The 20,129-nt window shown below is 47.1% G+C and carries 17 protein-coding genes; 15 read left to right on the forward strand and 2 right to left on the reverse strand.

All coding sequences use genetic code 11. The features are described from left to right. Nucleotides 1–166 precede the first annotated feature (166 nt). The 13 genes from M1D71_RS11540 to M1D71_RS11600 all read left to right on the forward strand — a co-directional run bounded on the left by M1D71_RS11540 (nt 167) and on the right by M1D71_RS11600 (nt 16,554). Nucleotides 167–1,249, forward strand: a complete 1,083-nt coding sequence (locus tag M1D71_RS11540; RefSeq protein WP_458126538.1) for a lactonase family protein — start codon at nt 167–169, stop codon at nt 1,247–1,249. 368 nt (nt 1,250–1,617) lie between these two features. After that, the gene (hxlA, locus tag M1D71_RS11545) at nt 1,618–2,250 is read left to right on the forward strand and encodes a 3-hexulose-6-phosphate synthase (protein WP_336760255.1); all 633 of its coding nucleotides are present in this window, start codon (nt 1,618–1,620) and stop codon (nt 2,248–2,250) included. Between the two features lie 4 nt (nt 2,251–2,254). Next, on the forward strand, nt 2,255–2,818 hold the full coding sequence (hxlB, locus tag M1D71_RS11550; protein ID WP_458126539.1) for a 6-phospho-3-hexuloisomerase: 564 nt from the start codon (nt 2,255–2,257) through the stop codon (nt 2,816–2,818). A 267-nt stretch (nt 2,819–3,085) separates the two neighbouring features. Next, nucleotides 3,086–3,445: a winged helix-turn-helix transcriptional regulator gene (locus M1D71_RS11555; RefSeq protein ID WP_036608849.1), complete on the forward strand. Its 360-nt coding sequence runs from the start codon at nt 3,086–3,088 to the stop codon at nt 3,443–3,445. Between the two features lie 860 nt (nt 3,446–4,305). Beyond that, the gene (pepF, locus tag M1D71_RS11560) at nt 4,306–6,108 is read left to right on the forward strand and encodes an oligoendopeptidase F (RefSeq protein WP_458126540.1); all 1,803 of its coding nucleotides are present in this window, start codon (nt 4,306–4,308) and stop codon (nt 6,106–6,108) included. A 109-nt stretch (nt 6,109–6,217) separates the two neighbouring features. Continuing rightward, nucleotides 6,218–6,733, forward strand: a complete 516-nt coding sequence (locus M1D71_RS11565; RefSeq protein ID WP_458126541.1) for a DUF2500 domain-containing protein — start codon at nt 6,218–6,220, stop codon at nt 6,731–6,733. Between the two features lie 234 nt (nt 6,734–6,967). Further along, nucleotides 6,968–8,461, forward strand: a complete 1,494-nt coding sequence (locus M1D71_RS11570; RefSeq protein WP_458126542.1) for a rhamnulokinase — start codon at nt 6,968–6,970, stop codon at nt 8,459–8,461. Between the two features lies 1 nt (nt 8,462). Beyond that, the gene (locus M1D71_RS11575; RefSeq protein ID WP_458126543.1) at nt 8,463–9,224 is read left to right on the forward strand and encodes a DeoR/GlpR family DNA-binding transcription regulator; all 762 of its coding nucleotides are present in this window, start codon (nt 8,463–8,465) and stop codon (nt 9,222–9,224) included. Nucleotides 9,225–9,369: 145 nt separating this feature from the next. Further along, a complete protein-coding gene (locus M1D71_RS11580) occupies nt 9,370–10,098 on the forward strand; it encodes a (Fe-S)-binding protein (protein ID WP_017688927.1) in 729 nt (242 codons plus the stop codon). Beyond that, nucleotides 10,095–11,612 carry a LutB/LldF family L-lactate oxidation iron-sulfur protein gene (locus M1D71_RS11585; protein ID WP_458126544.1) on the forward strand — a complete coding sequence of 506 codons (1,518 nt, stop codon included), beginning with the start codon at nt 10,095–10,097 and terminating at the stop codon, nt 11,610–11,612. Before M1D71_RS11580 ends, M1D71_RS11585 begins: the two co-directional genes overlap by 4 nt. Continuing rightward, a complete protein-coding gene (locus M1D71_RS11590; protein WP_458126545.1) occupies nt 11,602–12,327 on the forward strand; it encodes a LutC/YkgG family protein in 726 nt (241 codons plus the stop codon). The genes M1D71_RS11585 and M1D71_RS11590 overlap by 11 nt, the downstream gene beginning before the upstream one ends. 212 nt (nt 12,328–12,539) lie before the next feature. Continuing rightward, a complete protein-coding gene (locus M1D71_RS11595; protein WP_458126546.1) occupies nt 12,540–13,094 on the forward strand; it encodes a glutathione peroxidase in 555 nt (184 codons plus the stop codon). Nucleotides 13,095–13,380: 286 nt separating this feature from the next. Further along, on the forward strand, nt 13,381–16,554 hold the full coding sequence (locus M1D71_RS11600) for a bifunctional cytochrome P450/NADPH--P450 reductase (RefSeq protein WP_458126547.1): 3,174 nt from the start codon (nt 13,381–13,383) through the stop codon (nt 16,552–16,554). A gap of 198 nt (nt 16,555–16,752) precedes the next feature. Here M1D71_RS11600 and M1D71_RS11605 read toward each other — a convergent pair whose 3' ends face one another. Next, nucleotides 16,753–17,175 (reverse strand): hypothetical protein, encoded by a 423-nt coding sequence (locus M1D71_RS11605; RefSeq protein ID WP_458126548.1) that lies wholly within the window; start codon nt 17,173–17,175, stop codon nt 16,753–16,755. 124 nt (nt 17,176–17,299) lie between these two features. Here M1D71_RS11605 and M1D71_RS11610 point away from each other — a divergent pair, with 124 nt between their 5' ends. Further along, nucleotides 17,300–17,644, forward strand: a complete 345-nt coding sequence (locus M1D71_RS11610; protein WP_458126549.1) for a hypothetical protein — start codon at nt 17,300–17,302, stop codon at nt 17,642–17,644. 171 nt (nt 17,645–17,815) lie between these two features. Here the strand turns inward: M1D71_RS11610 and M1D71_RS11615 are convergent, their stop codons facing one another. After that, complete coding sequence (locus M1D71_RS11615) at nt 17,816–19,105, reverse strand: Gfo/Idh/MocA family oxidoreductase (protein ID WP_458126550.1); 1,290 nt, start codon at nt 19,103–19,105, stop codon at nt 17,816–17,818. 127 nt (nt 19,106–19,232) lie between these two features. Here M1D71_RS11615 and M1D71_RS11620 point away from each other — a divergent pair, with 127 nt between their 5' ends. Beyond that, nucleotides 19,233–20,117, forward strand: a complete 885-nt coding sequence (locus M1D71_RS11620) for a helix-turn-helix domain-containing protein (RefSeq protein ID WP_458126551.1) — start codon at nt 19,233–19,235, stop codon at nt 20,115–20,117. The last annotated feature ends 12 nt before the right edge of the window (nt 20,118–20,129 follow it).

The following is a 20,129-nucleotide window of genomic DNA, read 5'->3' on the forward strand; positions in this document are numbered from 1 at the left end:
AGATGCACTTCATATGAATGGATTTCAGTATGATCATGTGCAGAAAGCCGTTGTTTAGCGGGTGTTTTCACGGATGTGCAGCGACAGCAGATTGCTATTTTGATATGGCAGATTTATTATAGAAGAGGTGCAACAAGATTACATACACATAGAGGAGGAAACTGTAATGAGTGAATCAAAACGCTTGCTCGTACTGGCCGGCTCTTACGCCGAAGCGGAAAATGAGGGCATTTATGCATATGAATTGAATGAGGATACAGGTAGCTTGTCCAAGCTTGACGGCATCGCGGGTGTGAAAAACCCAACGTTTGTCAACGTGGATGCTGAAGGAAACAAACTGTATGCGATTGGTGAAACAGCGTCAGCTGAAGGCAACAAAATGTCTGAAGCGGTAGCTCTGAGCATTGATCCTTCTACAGGAAAATTAAGTTTGCTGAACCGGAATAACTCCATCTCAGCTCCACCATGTCATATCCAGCGTGACCCTTCCGGCAAATACTTGATCCTGTCCAGCTACCACGGTGGTCTCGTAGGACTGCAAGCCTTGACGGATAACGGTGAAGTTGGAGCGCTTCTGGACGAGAAGAAACATGAAGGCCAAGGTGCGCATCCTGAACGTCAGGACAAGCCACATGTGCATTCCGCATTCTTCAGTCCGGATGGCAAATACATGATGGTACAGGATCTGGGCGCGGATAACATTGCGATCTATTCCATTGATGCAGACAAAAATGAACTTGTGCTGCACAGTGAAACCAAAACTCATCCGGGAGCAGGCCCACGTCACTTGGCGTTCCACCCGAATGGTCAATTCGCTTATGTTATCAATGAAGTGGATTCTTCCATTACTTCGTTCAAATATGATGCAGCAGCGGGCACGTTGACTGAATTGTCTACGGTATCGACATTGCCTGATGGTTATGATGGCAAAGAGAATACAACAGCCGAGATCACAGTTTCCAATGATGGACGTTATGTATATGGTTCTAACCGTGGACATGACAGCATCGTTGTATTTGCAGTAGACGCAGACAAAGGTCACCTGACACTGGTTGAGCATGTATCTGCTGAAGGTGAGCACCCGCGTCATTTTGCTCTGACACCTAATGGCAAACTGTTGATCGCAGCCAACCGCGATACCAACAACCTCGTGACATTCACAGTGGATCAGGAAAGCGGACGTCTGAAATACACAGGTCACAGCACAGGTGTATCCAAGCCGGTGTGTGTGAAACCTGTATATCTGTAAGGTATAATTGCTAAAATCAGCTCTGGCTGGATTGAAAATTAGAAAAGGACCCTGCCTATATCCTATATGGCAGGGTCTATTTATTTGGATGAGTGATTAGGATTTTTTAGTATGCAAATTTCGGTTCAAATGAAGGGACACTTCTAAAATGAGTTCATATAACAACCAATTGATTTCATTAGTTACGTACAAGTAACTACCCCACTTCAAAGTGCGTACTTCCTGAATGGATAGTCAGGGTCTACAATGAATGAGTAGCCAAAACAAACACTGCATGCATCTGAACAGACGAATTGGTGCAGGCTAAATATCTGATTATTATTTTTACAGGAACGACTCATACTTGAACAACAAAGGAGAAATAAATGATGAAATTGCAATTGGCACTCGACTTGGTAAACATCCCTGAAGGTATCGCACTGGTTAAAGAGGTTGAACAATATATTGATATCGTTGAGATTGGTACACCAATCGTTATTAATGAAGGTTTGCACGCGGTTAAGGCAATGAAAGAAGCTTTCCCTAATCTGCAAGTTCTTGCAGACCTCAAAATTATGGACGCTGGTGGTTATGAAATCATGAAAGCAGCTGAGGCTGGTGCGGATCTGATCACTGTGCTTGGGGCAACCAATGACAGTACAATCAAAGGTGCAGTAGCAGAAGCGAAGAAACAAAACAAACAAGTTCTCGTGGACATGATCAACGTGCCTAACCTTGAACAGCGTGCTCGTGAAATTGATTCGCTTGGCGTAGATTACATCTGTGTACACACAGGTTATGACCTGCAAGCTGAAGGACAAAGCCCGTTCGAAGATCTGCAAACGATCAAAGCTGCTGTGAAAAACGCTAAAACGGCTGTCGCTGGTGGAATCAAGCTGGAAACATTGCCAGAAGTAATCAAAGCACAACCGGATCTGGTTATTGTAGGTGGCGGTATCACAGGACAAGCGGACAAAGCGGCAGTTGCAGCTGAAATGCAACGTCTCGTTAAACAAGGGTAAGCGAATGACCAAAACACAATACGCAGCTGACATCTTGAAGGAGCTGGAACGCACGTTAAGCCAGATCGATGATGCAGAGATGCAAGCGATGGCTGAACATGTTCTGGCTGCAGAACAGATTTTTGTAGCAGGAGCAGGCCGGTCAGGACTTATGGGAAAGGCTTTTGCCATGAGACTGATGCAGATGGGGCTTCGTGTATATGTGGTGGGCGAGACCGTAACACCTGGGATCAGCTCGAAGGATTTCCTCTTGCTGTGCTCTGGCTCAGGAGAGACAGGCAGTCTGGCAGCCATGGCTCAGAAGGCTAGTCAAGCAGGTGCACCTGTAGGTCTCATTACAATTAAGCCAGAGTCCACGATTGGCAAATTGGCGACTACGGTAGTGCGTCTCCCGGCTTCAGCCAAAGAGGACACAGCAACTTCCGGAGCAGCCGTAACCATTCAGCCGATGGGCTCGTTGTTCGAACAAGGACTGTTAATCGGTATGGATGCTCTCATCCTTACCATGATGGAAATGAAGGGTATGACTGGAGCGGATATGTTTGGCCGCCACGCAAACCTGGAATAGTGAATAGATGCGAGACCGAAATCCTTTGCTTGTGAAGGGTTTCGGTCTTTTTCTGCGATGCACAGCCTTTCAAGCTTATAGGTTTTATTCGAGGTAGTTAGTTAAACTTTGCATCCCGTGCAGGCTGTAGTAGAATTAATAGAAAGCTGTATCGAATGAATGTACTTATTACATCATGTATGGAGCGGATAGTTACCCTCTTATGGAGTGTCCCCGTAACATGCGTATGATACCGATATAAGATTGAAGATGGGGGGGCTTGGAGCCATGGCATCCGAAGTGAAGGAACGGATTAATCTGAAAGAAATCAACTGTGAGAAGGAATTGACTCTTGCGGTAATCGGGGGCAAGTGGAAACTGATTATTTTGTGGCATTTGGGTCTGGAAGGCACCAAACGATTCAGTGAGCTGAAACGCTTAATCCCTCATATTACCCAGAAGATGCTGACCAACCAGCTACGTGAGCTGGAGGAAGACAAACTGATTGAGCGCAAGGTGTACGCAGAAGTACCTCCTCGGGTGGAGTATACGTTGACGGATCACGGCCAGAGCCTGATGCCCGTGCTGCATGCGATGTATAACTGGGGTAAAAATTATGGGGAAAATGTAATCTGGAAAGAAAGTTAAATAAGTTATATTCAATAAATCGCTCGGTGTATGGGTTTTTTGCCATCACCTAGCGTTTTTTTTATTTACTTTCAAACCATGGTCACATGAGCAAAAGTTTATACGAAACGTAGAGGACAGCATTTCTATTATGAAGAAATTTGATGTCTGAAAAAAGCTCCTTGGTATGATTTTTATGGGTCCGGAACGCTAGCGAGTTAACGGATTAATAAACAAACCAAGGAGGTTACAAGGTGCATTCTATTTGAATTAATCAAATCCAGAGGTAGATATTCCAAATAATCATTACTATGGATAGAATCACAAGCGTTACGACATTCCATTTGGTTCTTTGATTATTCGTTGTGAAAAGCATTATTCCGAACAATACAACACTAAAAACTAAAACAGCTACGTTGTTTCGAAAAAGAAAAATGAATAGCAACATAGCAGTCATAATTATATTCATTATTACATTTAAGTTCAAATCACTCGAGCCTCCAATAGTATACATCTCTAATCAATGTGAAATATTGTATTCTCTATCTATTAACGCAAGTCTTTGTTCTTGTTAAAAGATTGAAAAAATGTATTGTAATACACAATAAAAATTATATAATAACGTCTTTTACTATAAATATAGTATTTTATGTGATATATAGTATGTAAATTAAATTCACAGTAAGGGTTTCCAATGAAATCTCTCAGAAACCCTTACATCTATTTTCTAATCAAATTCACCTTCTGTATTTGAAGAATATTGAGAGATCAACTGTTATCTACGACAATGCTGAGTCTCATTTTAGGAGATGTCATGTATAGATGAGCGGAATATGATACGATGAGAGATATTGGAAATGCAAGGAGGATGACAACTAAAGATGGAAAAAATACGTACACGTGCTGAGGTAAACCCAGAAGCAACTTGGGATCTGAGAGACCTGTTTGCAACCGATGTGGAGTGGGAGCAGGAGCTTCGATCACTTCCTGAGGCTGCTACCGAGATTGAAACGTTCAAAGGACGTCTGGGCGAAGGCGCTGGACAATTGCTGGCTTGTCTGGTTGCTCGTGAAGCTTTGCAGGAGCGTATCGGCAAGACGGCTTCTTATGCCCGACTTAAGCAGTCGGAAGACAGCACCAATCCGGTGAATATAGAGAACTCTGCCAAAGCAGGAGATATCCTATCGAATCTGTCGTCGTCCTTGTCTTTTATAAATTCAGAGATCGTCGAACTACCGGATGGAACTGTAGAGCGTTATATTCAAGAGCTTCCGGGTCTGGAACCATATGCGCGCAGTTTGGAGCGTTTGATTCGAGAAAAGGCACATCGGCTCACACCGGAGACCGAGAAGGTACTCGCTTCACTCGGAGAGGTGCTGGATTCACCATACCGTATCTATCTGCGCGGTAAACTGGCAGACATGACGTTTGACGATGCCCTCGATGGAGAGGACAATACTCGTCCACTGTCCTGGTCATTCTATGAAAATAATTATGAGATGTCGTCCGATACAAAGCTGCGCCGCTCTGCTTATGCTGCGTTCAGCTCCACATTGAATGAGTACAAAAATACGTTCGCAGAAGGTTATGCAACCGAAGTGAAGAAACAGGTTGTCTTATCCAGATTGCGTGGTTACGACGATGTCACAGATATGCTCCTCAGCCCACAGCAAGTGAGCAAAGAGATGTACAATAACATTCTGGATATTATCCAGCAGGAACTTGCACCTCATATGCGCAGACTGGCCGCTCTCAAGAAACGTGAACTGGGCTTGGACAAGTTGATGTTCTGTGATCTGAAGGCGCCGCTTGATCCTGAATTTAGCCCTGCCATTACATATGAGGAGGCATGTACGCTCATTCGCGAGGCACTGGATGTGCTCGGTCCGGAGTATGGCGAGATCGTAGAGCGCGCATTTCGTGATCGCTGGGTGGATTACGCAGATAACGCAGGCAAATCCACAGGAGCGTTTTGTTCTTCCATATATGGTTCGCACTCCTATATCCTGATTTCATGGGCGAACAACATGCGCGGAGCCTTTACGCTTGCCCATGAAGTGGGACATGCAGGCCATTTCATGCTCGCGGGTCGTTACCAACGGCTCACGAATACACGCCCATCTCTCTATTTCATTGAGGCACCATCGACCATGAATGAAATGCTGCTGGCAGATCATCTGTTGAAGCGTTCCGATAATCCAAGAATGCGTCGCTGGGTCATTTTGCAACTCCTGAATACGTATTATCATAACTTTGTTACGCATCTACTGGAAGGTGAATTGCAACGCAGAGTATACGCTCTCGCCACAAAGGATGAGCCAATTACGGCGAAGACGTTAAGTCAGCTCAAAGGAGACATCCTCTCCGAATTTTGGGGACCTGATCTCGTTATTGATGAAGGGGCCAAACTTACGTGGATGAGACAACCTCATTATTATATGGGACTCTATCCATATACCTATGCGGCAGGTCTGACAGCTTCCACAGCGGCGGCACAGCAGATCAGGGAAGACGGACAGCCTGCGGTGGATCGCTGGTTAGATGCACTCAAAGCCGGTGGAAGTCTCCCGCCGCAGGAGTTGATGAAGCAAGCTGGTGTGGACATGTCCGGACCTGAGCCGATTCGTTCCGCGGTTGCCTATGTAGGCAGTCTGGTCGACGAACTTGAACGTCTGTATTCCTGATCTGGTTCATATAGTATACGGACAAGGCAGAACGGGTTGTCTGCGTGCACCGCCTTCCTTGCGTGGGGGCGGTGCATCTTATTTTGCAAGGGGAAAGGAACGATGATGAATGGCGTTAACGAGCGTGTCCTCATCGATCGGCCGATTAAGCGTGGATGGCTTCGGTGTTTTTGATGACATGAATGGAGTACCGGGTTTTGAGGGCAATCAGGGTGGTTTTTTTTCGGGATTCAATGAGTTTGCTACAATGAATGCATTTGCTTCGATTTTCATTGGCGGCATATTTCTCATCATTGCGGGAGTTATTGTTTTTGTTATTATTTCAGGGGTACGCACGTGGTCATCGAATAACGCGGCAGCCCAGTTAACCCTGCATTCAACCGTTGTGACCAAAAGAACGGAAGTCTCAGGTGGTAGTGGGGATAGCAGTGCGACTACCCGGTATTCTGTTACATTTGAATTCGATAATGGTGAGCGTATTGAACTGATCGTTGGTGGAACCGAATATGGCATGCTGGTGGAGAATGATCGAGGGATGCTGACGTATCAAGGGACACGCTTCAAGCATTTTGAGAGAGATGTACAGCCCCAGTCGGGGGTAAGCAAAGGCCAGTTTTATACGTAAAAAAAGAACTGCGGCTCCTCCCAAGTGGGAGAGAGTCGTTTTTGGTATGCAGAAAAGAAAGAAAAATCGGAGGGTATTCAAACGCTTACAATGGTGATATACTCGTAAAATAAAGTAAAACAGTATAAAACAAAAACAAACAAACAATAAATACAGAATAAGTACAGAGTTACGGAATGATTGAAGAGATAAGGATTGGAAAAAAGGAATGGCTCGAAAGGTTGGTGAAGCGCAGTGAGCGTGTTGGCTTATGATTTGGGTGCTGGGAGCGGGAGAGCGCTGCTAGGACATCTGAATGACCGAGGCATCGAAACGAGCGAGATCCATCGGTTCAAGAATGAACCGGTGAAAGTTGGCGAGCGGATGCACTGGGATATTCTGCGATTGCATCATGAATTGTTGCAAGGGCTTACGCTTGTGAAACAGCAGGGCGAAGCGCCGGAAAGCTTAGGGATTGATTCCTGGGGCGTAGATTTTGGTCTGCTCGGCAGTAATGGTGAATTACTGGGTAACCCGTATCATTACCGTGATACACAGTTTAACGGCATGATGGATCAGGTACGCCAAGAGCTGACCTCTCAGCGAATCTTCGAACGTACAGGCATTCAATTTCTTAGCTTCAATACCCTGTATCAATTGGCAACGCTTCAACGCAGTGGTTCCCCGCTTCTTCATGAAGCAGAGCGTTTTCTCATGATTCCGGATTTGCTTCGTTATTTCCTGACAGGAGAAGCGGTGAATGAATTCACTAATGCAACGACAACCCAATTGTACAATCCATCAGCGGGGCAGTGGGATACTGAGTTGCTAGCGCATATTCGCATTTCGGAGAAACTGTTCGGTGAAGCCGTGCTGCCAGGTACCCGTGTTGGACAGTTGCGCAGCAGTATCTGTAACGATCTGGGGCTTTCTCCTATTCCGGTAATTGCCGTTGCAGAGCATGATACGGGTTCAGCCGTAGTGGCTGTTCCTGCAATAGAACGTTCATTTGCTTATCTGAGCTGTGGAACCTGGTCCCTGATGGGTACAGAGATAGATCATCCTGCAATTAGTGCCGAGAGTCTGGCCTTGAACTTTACGAATGAAGGCGGGGCGGGCGGAACATTCCGTCTGCTCAAGAACATTATGGGCCTGTGGATTTTGCAGGAAAGCATGCGGGAGTGGGATCGTCAGGGTCAGGGAGTTAGCTACGATGCGTTATTGGCGAAGGCGGAACAGGCACCTCCATTTGCCAGTTTATTTGATCCGGATGATGAACTGTTTATGGCAGCAGGAGATATGACGACGCGTATACGACAGTATTGCCGTGCTACAGAGCAAGTGGTACCAGAAGATCAGGGGGCTATTGCCCGGGCAATTCTGGAGAGTCTGGCATTGAAGTATAGAAGAGTTCTGGAATCGACGGAACAATTGTCGGGACAAACGTTCAACGGATTGCATATGGTCGGTGGAGGCATCCAGAACCGCTTGTTATGTCAGTGGACTGCAAATTCCATTGGCAAGCCGGTATGGGCAGGTCCGGCAGAGGGAAGTGCCATCGGGAATATGGCTGTGCAATGGATGGCGAGTGGAGCTTTTAAAGATATCTGGGAGGCACGTAAGGCCATTCGAGATTCATTTCCGGTAACAGCGTATGAGCCGCAGGATAGGTCAATCTGGGAAGAAGCTTACGGCAGATTTCTGCGTGTGACGGCTTCGGCCAATTCGCAAGCGGGGAGTGAGGTGTAACATGCTGGCAGCCGAGCGGTACGACCGGATTGTGGAGATGGTGAATGTAAAAGGCAGTATGCGTGTATCCGAGCTTAGTGAACGCTGCCGGGTGACTGAGGAAACCATCAGGCGGGATCTGGATCGGCTGGAACAGGCAGGACGACTGCGTCGTTCCCACGGTGGTGCAGTGAGTGTGAAGGAAGATCAGCCGGAGATTCCTTACCGGATCAGGGAGACAACCCATGCGGAAGAGAAGAAACGGATTGCACAAGCGGCTCTGGCGATGATTAATCCGGGTGACCGCATTCTGTTGGATGCCAGCACAACGGCAGGCTATATGGCAGCGAACATGCCTGATTTTCCGCTGACGGTATTAACCAATTCCATTCAAGTAGCCACGGAGCTTAGCAGCCGTGACAAGGTTGAAGTCATCTCGACAGGAGGCCAACTGGCATCTCGCTCGTTGTCTTTTGTTGGGCCGCTCGCGGAGCGTTCTCTGGAGACGTATCATGTGGATAAATTGTTCTTGTCTTGTAAAGGTGTTCATCTCGAAGGCGGCGGAATCAGTGAATCCAATGAACTCCAGGCAAGGCTGAAGCAGAAGATGGTTGGCATAGCGGATCAGGTCATCTTACTTGCAGACGCCAGTAAATTTGGTGTTCGTGCCTTTGCCCGGGTATCCGGTTTAAGTGCAGTTCATACAATTGTTACCGATCAGCCATTGGAGGCTGAACAGACCGAGCGTTTGAGCGGATACGACATAGGGATTATTACAGTTTAAGTTTTACGATTTATTTATACAAATTGAACTACATCAAAAAATCTGGGGATAACAGCGATCGGAAGGTTATTCTGTCATCAGAGTGTCCAGTGTAAATATTCTTTAGTCAATTCATCTACTAATCAGTTAATAGGAGCGTGTAATTATGAAGGTCTCCTTATTCATTACCTGCCTCAGTGATGCCATCTATCCCCGAGTCGGGGAGGCCATGGTCAGATTGCTCGCCGCTCATGGCGTTCGGCTGGATTTCCCGCCGGTTCAGACCTGCTGCGGTCAGCCTTCCTACAATAGCGGGTACTGGGATGAGACTCGGGTAGCAGCCAAGACAATTCTGGAAGCATTCGACGACAGTGACTTTGTGGTGTGTCCTTCGGGATCTTGTACGTATATGATTCATCATTATCCCGAACTGTTCGCGGATGAACCGGTATGGTTGGAGAAGGCAAAACGACTGGAAGCCAAAGCCTATGAATTCACTCAATTCCTCGTTCAGGTACTCGGGATTACCGATCTGGGCGCACATTTTCCACACAAAGTAACCTATCATCCATCCTGCCATGGCAGCCGTCTGCTTGGTGTGAAGGATGAACCGATGGCGCTGCTCTCTCAAGTAAAGGGACTGGAATTGGTTCCACTTCCATTCGCTGAGGATTGCTGCGGGTTCGGGGGTACTTTTGCCATCAAAATGTCCGATATTTCAGGAGCGATGGTTACCGAGAAGGTCGATCATGTCAAAGAGACACAAGCCGAAGTGCTGGTTGGGCTGGATATGGCCTGTCTGATGAATATCGCAGGTAATCTGCGTTATCGGAATGAACCGGTGCGTGTGATGCATCTGGCGGAACTACTGTATGAGGGGGTGCGAACAGGATGAGCCAACCGGGAGCCATGGATACTACGGTCAAAGAACGTGCCGGACTGGCCTTGAATGATGATTTTCTGCGTAAAGCGGTCAAATTCACGACAGAACGATTGCGTAATGGGAAAAAGTCGGCCTCAGAAGAACATGGAAACTGGGATGAATGGCGGGAGCGTGGCCGTCAGATTCGTCTGCATACCATTGCGTATCTTGATTATTATCTGAATGAATTCGTTAATAATGCTCGCGCGAATGGGGTTCATATTCATTTTGCAGATACCTCGGTGGAAGCAGCGGCGATTGCGCTGGATATTGCGGCGCACAAGCAAGCTTCTACGGTGGTGAAATCCAAATCGATGGTATCGGAGGAAGTGCATCTGAATCATGTGCTGGAGTCGGCAGGCATTGAAGCCATTGAGACCGATCTGGGTGAATACATCATTCAGTTGGCAGGTGAAGCTCCTTCTCATATTGTCATTCCAGCAATCCATAAGAACCGCTACCAGATCGCAGAGTTGTTATCGAAGGAAGCAGGAGAAATTCTGGAACCGGATACAACAGTACTCGCTGGGTTTGTACGCAAAAAGCTGCGCGAGAAATTCCTGGAAGCCGATATTGGCATGACGGGTTGTAATTTTGCGATTGCAGAGACTGGTTCCATGGTCTTGTTCGAAAATGAAGGTAATGCCCGTATGGTATCCACTGTTCCGAAAACGCAAATTACACTCATGGGCATGGAGCGGATCATCCCGTCGTGGACAGATCTGGAGGTCATGGCAACCTTGTTGCCGCGCTCCGCAACAGGTCAGAAATTAACGATGTATATGTCAGGCATCACAGGTCCTCGCCGCACAGCGGATGGAGATGGGCCGGATGAAATGCACATTATTATCGTGGACAACGGTCGATCCCTACAGCTCGGTGATCCCGAATTCCAAGAACTGCTGAATTGTATCCGCTGCGGCGCGTGTCTGAATGCTTGCCCGGTATATCGTCATATTGGAGGTCATGCCTACGGTGGAACATACAGTGGTCCGATTGGCGCGGTACTGACGCCTGCACTCAATGGCAATATTGATGAATGGAATGACATCGCGGGTGCTTCGAGTCTGTGCGGCGCCTGTTATGAAGCATGTCCTGTTAAAATTCCACTGCATGATATGCTTGTTTATTTACGTAGGCGTAAAGTGGAAGACGGCCATGGAAACAAAATGGAAAGTATAGGCATGAAGGGTTTTGCCGCCGTTGTTTCCAATTCCAAACGCTTCAGTGCAGCCATACGTCTGGGACAGATCGGGCAGAAAGCAGTTGTACGCAACAATGGCATTTCACTCAAGCTGGGTCCACTTAAAGGCTGGAACAATTATCGTGTTGCCCCAAGTCTCGCCAAGAAATCTTTCCGGCAGCAATGGAACAAGCTGGATCAGGAACTGAACGAAGACCATAAGGCCATGGATTCTTCCGTCCGCAGTCGTATGGAGCAGATTATTCGTGATCGAGAGGAAGGAGAGGGTGAGCATGGTCACTGAACATCAGCAATGGCTTGCGCAATTGGAGAAAAAGTCCATTGAGAAACAGGAGCAGTTCATGAATGATATTGCTTCGAAATTGAGAAGACCAAGGCAACGACATGCGCCGACCCAACCCTTTCGGGGAGCACCCGATTTTTGGACTGAACTGGAATGGGATGAAGAGAAGCGTATTCAGGCATTTACCGATAACTTTGTGAGTGTAGGTGCCCATATCGCCCGGGTTCAGAACATGGATGAAGTATCCCGATTCATCGCCCATAAATCTCATGAGTTGAGTGCCAAATACATCATTCGCCAAAATGAACAGGCGCTAGAGGATCTGGGTTTGGAAGAGAAGCTTCCCGATGTACAGATCTCAGTCTGGAATAGTCAAGCGGATGAGAACTGGAAGGCGCGTGCAGCCGAGGCTGATATCGGTGTGGTCATGGCAGATTACGCTACAGCATACACAGGCTCGGTCACTGTACTTTCTTCACCAGAAAAGGGACGCTCGGTTAGTCTACTGCCTACAGTACTCATCATTATTATTCCATTGGACCGACTGTACACCAGACTGGGTGAGACGCTGGATCGATTTGACGAAGCGGGAAGAGAGAATCTTCCGGCAGGCATTCACTTTATTTCAGGACCAAGCCGCTCTTCCGATATAGAAAATGATTTGACTATTGGCGTACACGGACCAGGCATTGTATATGGTCTGATTATGGGTTAGCTGCGTGTTAAGAGTGATTGCACAACATGATTTTGACAACTGTCCGCGAAGCAGCTTTTGGCTGTTAAGGGCAGTTTTTTGTTTGTGTATTATAGGTTAAAGCTATTGAATTAATATTTATTATATATTTCAACTATCAATGATAGCGGTGTATAATCCATCTCAATAGAGAATTCATATGTGATTACGAAAGAGAAAAAGGAGGCATTACGATGAGTATATTTTCATATCAGGTTCCATTCATGGATGGGTACAAGGGTGATTTTTCAGCTTTAAAAGGGAAAGTCCTGCTTATTGTGAATACAGCAAGTCAGTGTAGCTACTACCGCCAATTCAATGAACTTCAACAGATGTATGAGAAGTATGGTGATCAGGGGCTGGAGATTCTGGCCTTTCCTTGTAACCAGTTTAACGACAAAGAACCAGGCAGTAGCAATGAGATAGTCGAGTATTGCAGGAAACAGTTTCAGATATCCTTTCCGATCCTGGAGAAGGTTGAGGTCATTGGGCAGTCGATGCATCCGTTGTTTCGTTATCTGATTGAAGAAGCGCCATTTCAAGGTTATGATCTGGACACGCAAGAAGGACAGTGGATGGACACCTTTGTTAAGGAGAAGCATCCAGAATTGTACCAAGGAGACGGAATCAAATGGAATTTCACCAAATTCCTGATCGACCGTAGTGGAGACGTCCATGGCCGTTATGAAACGACAGTTGCCCCATTAGTGATGGAGTCAGCTATTCAGAATCTGTTAAAGAAATCCTAGATATGCTGCAATTACTGTCCTGAAGTCCTATGACTTTGGGACTGTTGAAGATTGGAACTGGAAATGTTAGGGTAAAAGAAGATAACGAATGCATACATTTTTTTTAATCAAAAATGACCAATATACTATTTTGGTCAATTGGTTCTTCTGTGAGTTTTAAGGTTATCTGGATGAAATGTGAAAATGTGCAAAAAATAACGCGAGTCTGTTGATCTGAAGAGCAAGTGTAATCACGTCATTATTTTTTAGTTGTGAACTTTTAACTTGGAAAGAAGGAGTGAGCGTCATGTCACCAATTTCAGTGCCTCAACCAAAAACATTTGGTCCGCTGGGCAATTTGCCGCAATTGAACTTTGATGAGCCCGTACAATCTCTGGTGAAACTTGCTGATGAGTATGGACCGATCTTTCGAATGGAGTACCCTGGGCGAAGTGAATTGTATATTTCAGGTCACGAACTGGTCGCCGAGGTAACGGATGAATCCAAATTCGACAAACGTGTGTGGGCACCCCTTGCGAAGGTTCGTGCATTTGCAGGAGATGGACTATTTACGAGTTGGACCGATGAGCCGAATTGGAAAAAAGCGCATAATGTACTGCTGCCAAGTTTCAGTCAGCGTGCCATGCAGGGATACCACAATAAAATGATTGACCTGGCTGTGCAGCTGGTTCAGAAATGGTCACGATTGAACCCGGATGAGACAGTTAACGTTCCGGATGATATGACGCGTCTTACGCTCGACACGATTGGACTGTGTGGTTTCAACTACCGGTTTAACAGTTTCTACCGGGAAGAACCACACCCATTCATTACGAGTATGGTAAGGGCATTGGATGAATCCATGAGTTCATTGCAGCGCCTGCGTCTGCAAGACAAGCTGATGATCACCAAAAAGAAACAGTTTGAACAAGATATCCGTTCGATGTTCTCGTTGGTGGATCACATCATTGCCGAGCGAAAAGAGAAACCGCAGGAGGGGGCAGACGATCTGTTGTCCCACATGCTCAGCGGCAAGGACCCGGAGACAGGAGAAACACTGGATGATGAGAACATCCGCTATCAGATTATTACATTCCTGATTGCAGGACATGAGACCACAAGTGGTCTGTTATCCTTCGCCATCTATTATCTGATGAAGAATCCCGATACATTAGCTAAAGCCCAAGCTGAAGTGGATCAGGTTCTGAAAGATCCAGTTCCAACGTACAATCAGGTTCGCAATCTGAAGTACGTTCGCATGGTTTTAAACGAAGCACTACGGTTATGGCCTACAGCTCCGGCCTTTTCCCTGTATGCCAAGGAAGATACGGTGCTTGCGGGTCAATATCCTTTGCAAAAAGGTGACAGCGTCAGTGTCCTTATTCCCAAGCTTCATCGGGACCGTGCAGCGTGGGGAGATGATGTGGAAGCATTCCGGCCGGAACGGTTCGAAGACCCGAGTAAAGTGCCGCATGATGCTTACAAGCCTTTCGGTAACGGTCAACGGGCATGTATTGGTCAGCAATTTGCACTTCAGGAAGCAACGCTGGTGCTGGGCATGGTCCTCAAGCATTTTGACTTCATAGATCATGCGGATTATCAGTTGAAGGTCAAAGAAACCCTGACGCTCAAACCGGATAACTTTACGATTCGCGTACGTGCTCGTGGGGGTCAACCGGTCATGGCCGTTCCGGGTGTAGCGGTCGAAGAACCGACTCCAGTTGCCAAAAGAACAGAGCCAGATGCGGCAAATGCCCATCACACACCGATGCTAGTTCTGTACGGTTCCAATCTGGGCACGGCGGAAGGCATTGCGCGTGAGATTGCCGATACCGCCAGATATCAGGGTTTCCGCAGTGAGGTTGCTGCGCTGGATGATCGCGTTGGCAAACTGCCGAAGGATGGTGCCGTTATTATTGTCAGCGCATCCTATAATGGTCAGCCGCCAAGTAATGCCAAGATGTTCGTCGAGTGGATTGAACATGCGGACGCCAATGAATTCAAAGGTGTGCGTTTCGCTGTTCTGGGATGCGGTGACCATAACTGGGCGAGCACCTATCAGCGTATTCCGCGTTTAATAGACGAACAATTGTCTTCCAGAGGAGCAGAGCGGTTATCGCCCTTGGGTGAGTCAGATGCAAGCGGTGATTTTGAGAAACAGGTGGGGGATTGGACGGAGCAATTATGGCCGGATCTCGCACGAACTATGGGGCTCAAACTGAACACAAGCTCCAACAGCGAACGCAGCTCACTATTTGTACAGTTTGTCAGTGGGCTCGCCGTGACCCCGCTTGCAGATACGTATGATGCACATGTAGCGGAAGTACTGGAGAACAGAGAGCTTCACGACGCGGGCAGTGAACGCAGTACACGTCACCTGGAGATCAAACTGCCTGAAGGGATAACCTACAAGGAAGGTGATCATCTGGGTATTCTGCCACAGAATCCACCGGAACTTGTAGAACGTGTACTTCGTCGATATGGGTTTACCGGAACAGAGCATCTGGTTCTGGATGCATCCGGTCGGAGTGCCGCACATCTACCATTGCATCAACCAGTTAACCTGTATGACCTGCTTAGTCATAGCGTTGAGCTTCAGGAGGCGGCAACTCGAGCGCAACTGAGAGAAATGGCAGCATACACAGTATGTCCACCGCATAAGAAGGAACTTGAAGCGCTGCTTGATGAATCTGTGTATATGGATGAAGTGCGGAATAAACGGATATCCATGCTGGATTATCTGGTAAAATATGAGGCATGTGAACTGCCATTCGAGCGGTTCCTCGAATTATTGCCTTCACTGAAAGCCAGATATTATTCGATCTCCAGTTCACCACGTGTTCAGCCCGATCAAACGAGTATTACGGTCAGTGTTGTGCGTGCCCCGGCATGGAGTGGACAGGGAGAATACAAAGGTATTGCGTCGAACTATCTGGCCAACCTGAAGTCGGGTGATGAGATTGTCATGTTCACCCGGACACCAGAGTCCGGGTTCCAATTGCCGGAGGATACACAGGTTCCCGTCATCATGGTAGGCCCGGGTACAGGAGTGGCCCCATTCCGAGGTTTCTTGCAGGCGAGACATGTATTGAAGCAGCAGGGTCAAGAGCTTGGTGAAGCGCATCTGTACTTTGGGTGCCGGAATCCTGAACATGATTATCTGTACAAAAATGAACTGGAAGCAGCCCAGCAAGAAGGGATTGTGAAGCTTCATACGGCCTTCTCCCGTGTAGACGGGGAGGAGAAATGTTATGTACAGCATCTGATGAGAGACGATGCCCGTCATCTGATTCCTTTGCTTGAAGAGGGTGCGCATCTGTATATCTGCGGTGATGGCAGCAAGATGGCACCTGATGTGGAAGCCACACTGCAGCATGCATACGCTGATATACATGGCAAGTCTGCGAAGGAAGCAGAAGATTGGCTTAATCAGCTTCAGCAGGAAGGTCGTTATGCCAAAGATGTATGGACAGGCATCTAATGTAAACATGTGAAGGATCAAAGTGATCCCTAACTGGCTGAGCGGTGAGACACAGAAGCAGTTCTGTTCTCACCGCTTTTTGACATAAACTGATTCTTTAGCAGATGAGTGGGAGTATGAGTTATAATTATAAATTGGAAGGGAGCACCCGTACGCAGACATTGTTGAACCCGTGCAGCGCTTGCAATGGAATCAGCTTTACTTCCGGGTACAAGGTCGTTTCAGGCTCTTTCTTCCGGCGGTTGGCCGATAGATCGACTCGACGCTGGAGAGAGGAAACAGAATACGGGAAGGGACTCTGCCTTTTCCCTGGAGTTCAAGATAATCCAGTCCCACGCCCACAAGTCTGATATTGTTGAATGCATTCCAGGAAGGAAACGTCGTGCGGATTCCCACTCGGATGCCTCGCCGTGTTCGAGGAATATCGAATACCCGAATGGAATTCAGACTGAGTGGAATGAATAATTGACGGTTTACTTTGATAAACTGCCTTGAATAGACACGACGAATACGTCCCGGTTCCAACCCGGAGAGTGGAGTATTCAGTTCTGCAAGGTGCCCCTGGAGTTCTGCCAGACGCTGCTGAAGTGTTTTTCCAGTATGGAGATGCTGCCAGCTCATAAGTATTCCTCCGTTCGCCATTTGTACCTAGTATATGAAGGAACGGGGGCGGAAGGTGTACGTTTGATAGCCCATGTTCGTTACGGCTAACGGGGTTTTATTTGATAATAGGGGAGTGATCCAAGTGATTGTAGAAATGTATAAAGACCTCATTCAGGATGAGCGTGGCAATTATTATCTGGCAGTACAGATGGATGGCAATGAGCTTACGCTCGTTAATGCATTCGTCGAAGCGGCATTCACACCTGACCTGATCTACAATGAAGAGTTTCGTGCCAAGCACAAGGAGATGGAAGGTGGATTTGTAGGCAAAATAGCGATGGACCTCCTAAGACACGATGTAGTCATGGGTATGAAGCAAATCGACCGCAAGCTGTTGAACCTGTCAGATGTGGAGCAGCAGTTCACGGTAAATTATATCGATACCATTGAATTTTATCGTCACCCTGCATGGCAACGGAAGGTGTAAAGGAAAGTCTTCTCCTCTGTAACCAGAGAGTGGGTTCTTCTCTCAAATCAAATTGGCTATGATCTGCCTTATACCAGCAACAGAATATATTGAAATGTAAAAGCGCAAGTGCAGGGCAGTAAGCCTCTGAACTTGCGCTTTTTGGCGTATATGGTTAATGACGTGTGAGACCTAGAAACGAACCAGGTTATTGACATTGACAGGCAATCCTGTGGCAATGGCGCGATTGGCCGCAATACCGGTCAGAATGGATCTGGCACCGTCCACGTGGTTAGCTGCACGATGGAACGGATCTTCTACAGGCTCTCCGAACAGATCATTCAGCAGAACCGGGTCACCTCCGCCATGTCCACCTGCTTTCTCTTCCACTTCAACCTCATATGGCGCATCGAACATCGGAAGAACGCGCAATGTTTTACCGATCAATGCACCTTCCTTACTTTTGTCACCCAATGAATTGACATAGGATTGTTCCACGATATTCATCTCAATCCGGCCTTTGGTGCCGTTAATGGCAATTCGGTAACCTTCCCATGGCTGGTAGGCAACGAGGGAGTACGTCAAAATGGCTTTGTTCCGATACTTCACAAGAACACCCATCGTATCCTCAATATTGATGCCATCCCCAAATACACTTTGATCGCGCTGATAACCATCTTCCGACTCGGCATCCAGATACATGGACTTCAGATGAGCATCCGAATCCAAATGCAGTGCAAAAGGATCTTCCTTCGCGAGCGGGTTGCCGGTTGCCCGGTTGTAGAATTGTGTTACACCGCGTTCCTCGGCATTTTCTCTGCCATAATACATGAGATCTCCGAATGCGAACACGGTATCCGGTTGCGAACCAATCCAGAAATTCACCAGGTCAAAGTGATGCGTGGATTTGTGAACGAGCAGTCCGCCGCTATTGCGCTTGTCCCGGTGCCAGCGACGGAAATAATCTGCGCCGTGGCGGGTATTCAGCAGCCACTCGAAGTGAACGGAAGTGACCTTTCCAATGGTATCATTCAAAATAAGCTCGCGTATTTTGGTATGGTGCGGCGCATAACGGTAGTTAAAGGTTACTCTTACGTTCTGACCGGTCCGCTTGACGGCATTCAGGATGTCCTGACATTTCTCCTCATCGATGGTCATCGGTTTCTCGGTTACAACATCACATCCAAGTTCCATCGCTCGAATGATATATTTGTGATGGGTGCGGTCAACGCTCGTTACGATGACATAGTCAGGCTTCTCGTTCTCAATCATCTGATCAAACTGATCGGCAGGATAAGTAGGTACCTCTGGATACTTGTACTTTTCCTTCAGTAACTGATTCGCATAATTCATACGGACTTGATTGATATCGCAAAAGCCGACAAGCTCGGATGTATCCCTAAAATCCCGTGTCAGAGCACCGTAAAAAAATTCGGCACGGCCACCTGTCCCGACTAATACATAACGTTTCTTGTTACTCATGTCTATCGCCTCCTTGAATATAGCTTTAGACTATAACAACGGAGTACTTCTTTCGCCGCATTTTATGCGTAACCGCTTTCAAATGCCGCGTATTTTGCTATAATTTATGGAAAGGAGAGAGGGAGACATGACTGAACCCTTTCGTGCGGATTTTCATGATCCCACGGATCTACTGCACATTGAATATGATCGTCGCATTGGGTATTTCTCGATGACGGATGACCACCTGCATGATCATTATGAGTTGTATTACCTGTTGTCTGGTGAGCGTATCTATTTCATCAAGGACCGAACCTATCGGGTAAAGGCTGGCGATCTGGTGTTTGTTGACCGGAATACGGTTCATAAGACATTGGAGAGTGGCATGCCCGACCATGAGCGTATGGTACTCTATATAAAGCCTGAGCTTTTTGTAGCCATGGCTATTTCAACGGAGTTAGTTGAAGGCTTGAAAGAACCCTTTTGCTGGGAGATTCCAATTGTAAGGTTTCCATCTCAAGTCACTGAGGTTCTGGAACGGATGGTTAGCGAAATGGTTGATGAAATGCTTTATCCCAAACCTGGAAGCAATCTGTTAATGCGTCACCGGGCTATTGAATTGTTGCTGCATGCCTATCGTAATCAACATCTGGGCAGGTTATGCTCCGATGATCGTGAGCCGGTTCTTCATCCCAAGACACAGGCCGTCGTGCGTTACTTGAATGAAAACTATCAGAAACCACTGACATTGCCGGAGGTGGCGGACACGTTTCGCATTAGTACGCATTATCTGAGTCGATTGTTCAAGCAAACGACGGGGTTTACCTTCAGTGACTATCTGAATCTGTTACGGGTAAAGGAAGCACAGCGTTTGCTGCGGGAAAGTGAGGAGTCCATTACGGACATCGCCTGGCTTGCCGGATTCAGTAACTTCTCTCATTTTGGCAAGATGTTCAAGCGTACCGTTCAGGTGTCACCAAGATCCTACAGGCAGGAGTACAGGGAAACAGGCTCAATGAGAACGATAAAATAGGGGGAAAATAAA

The sequence above is a fragment of the Paenibacillus sp. Z3-2 genome (assembly GCF_054161325.1).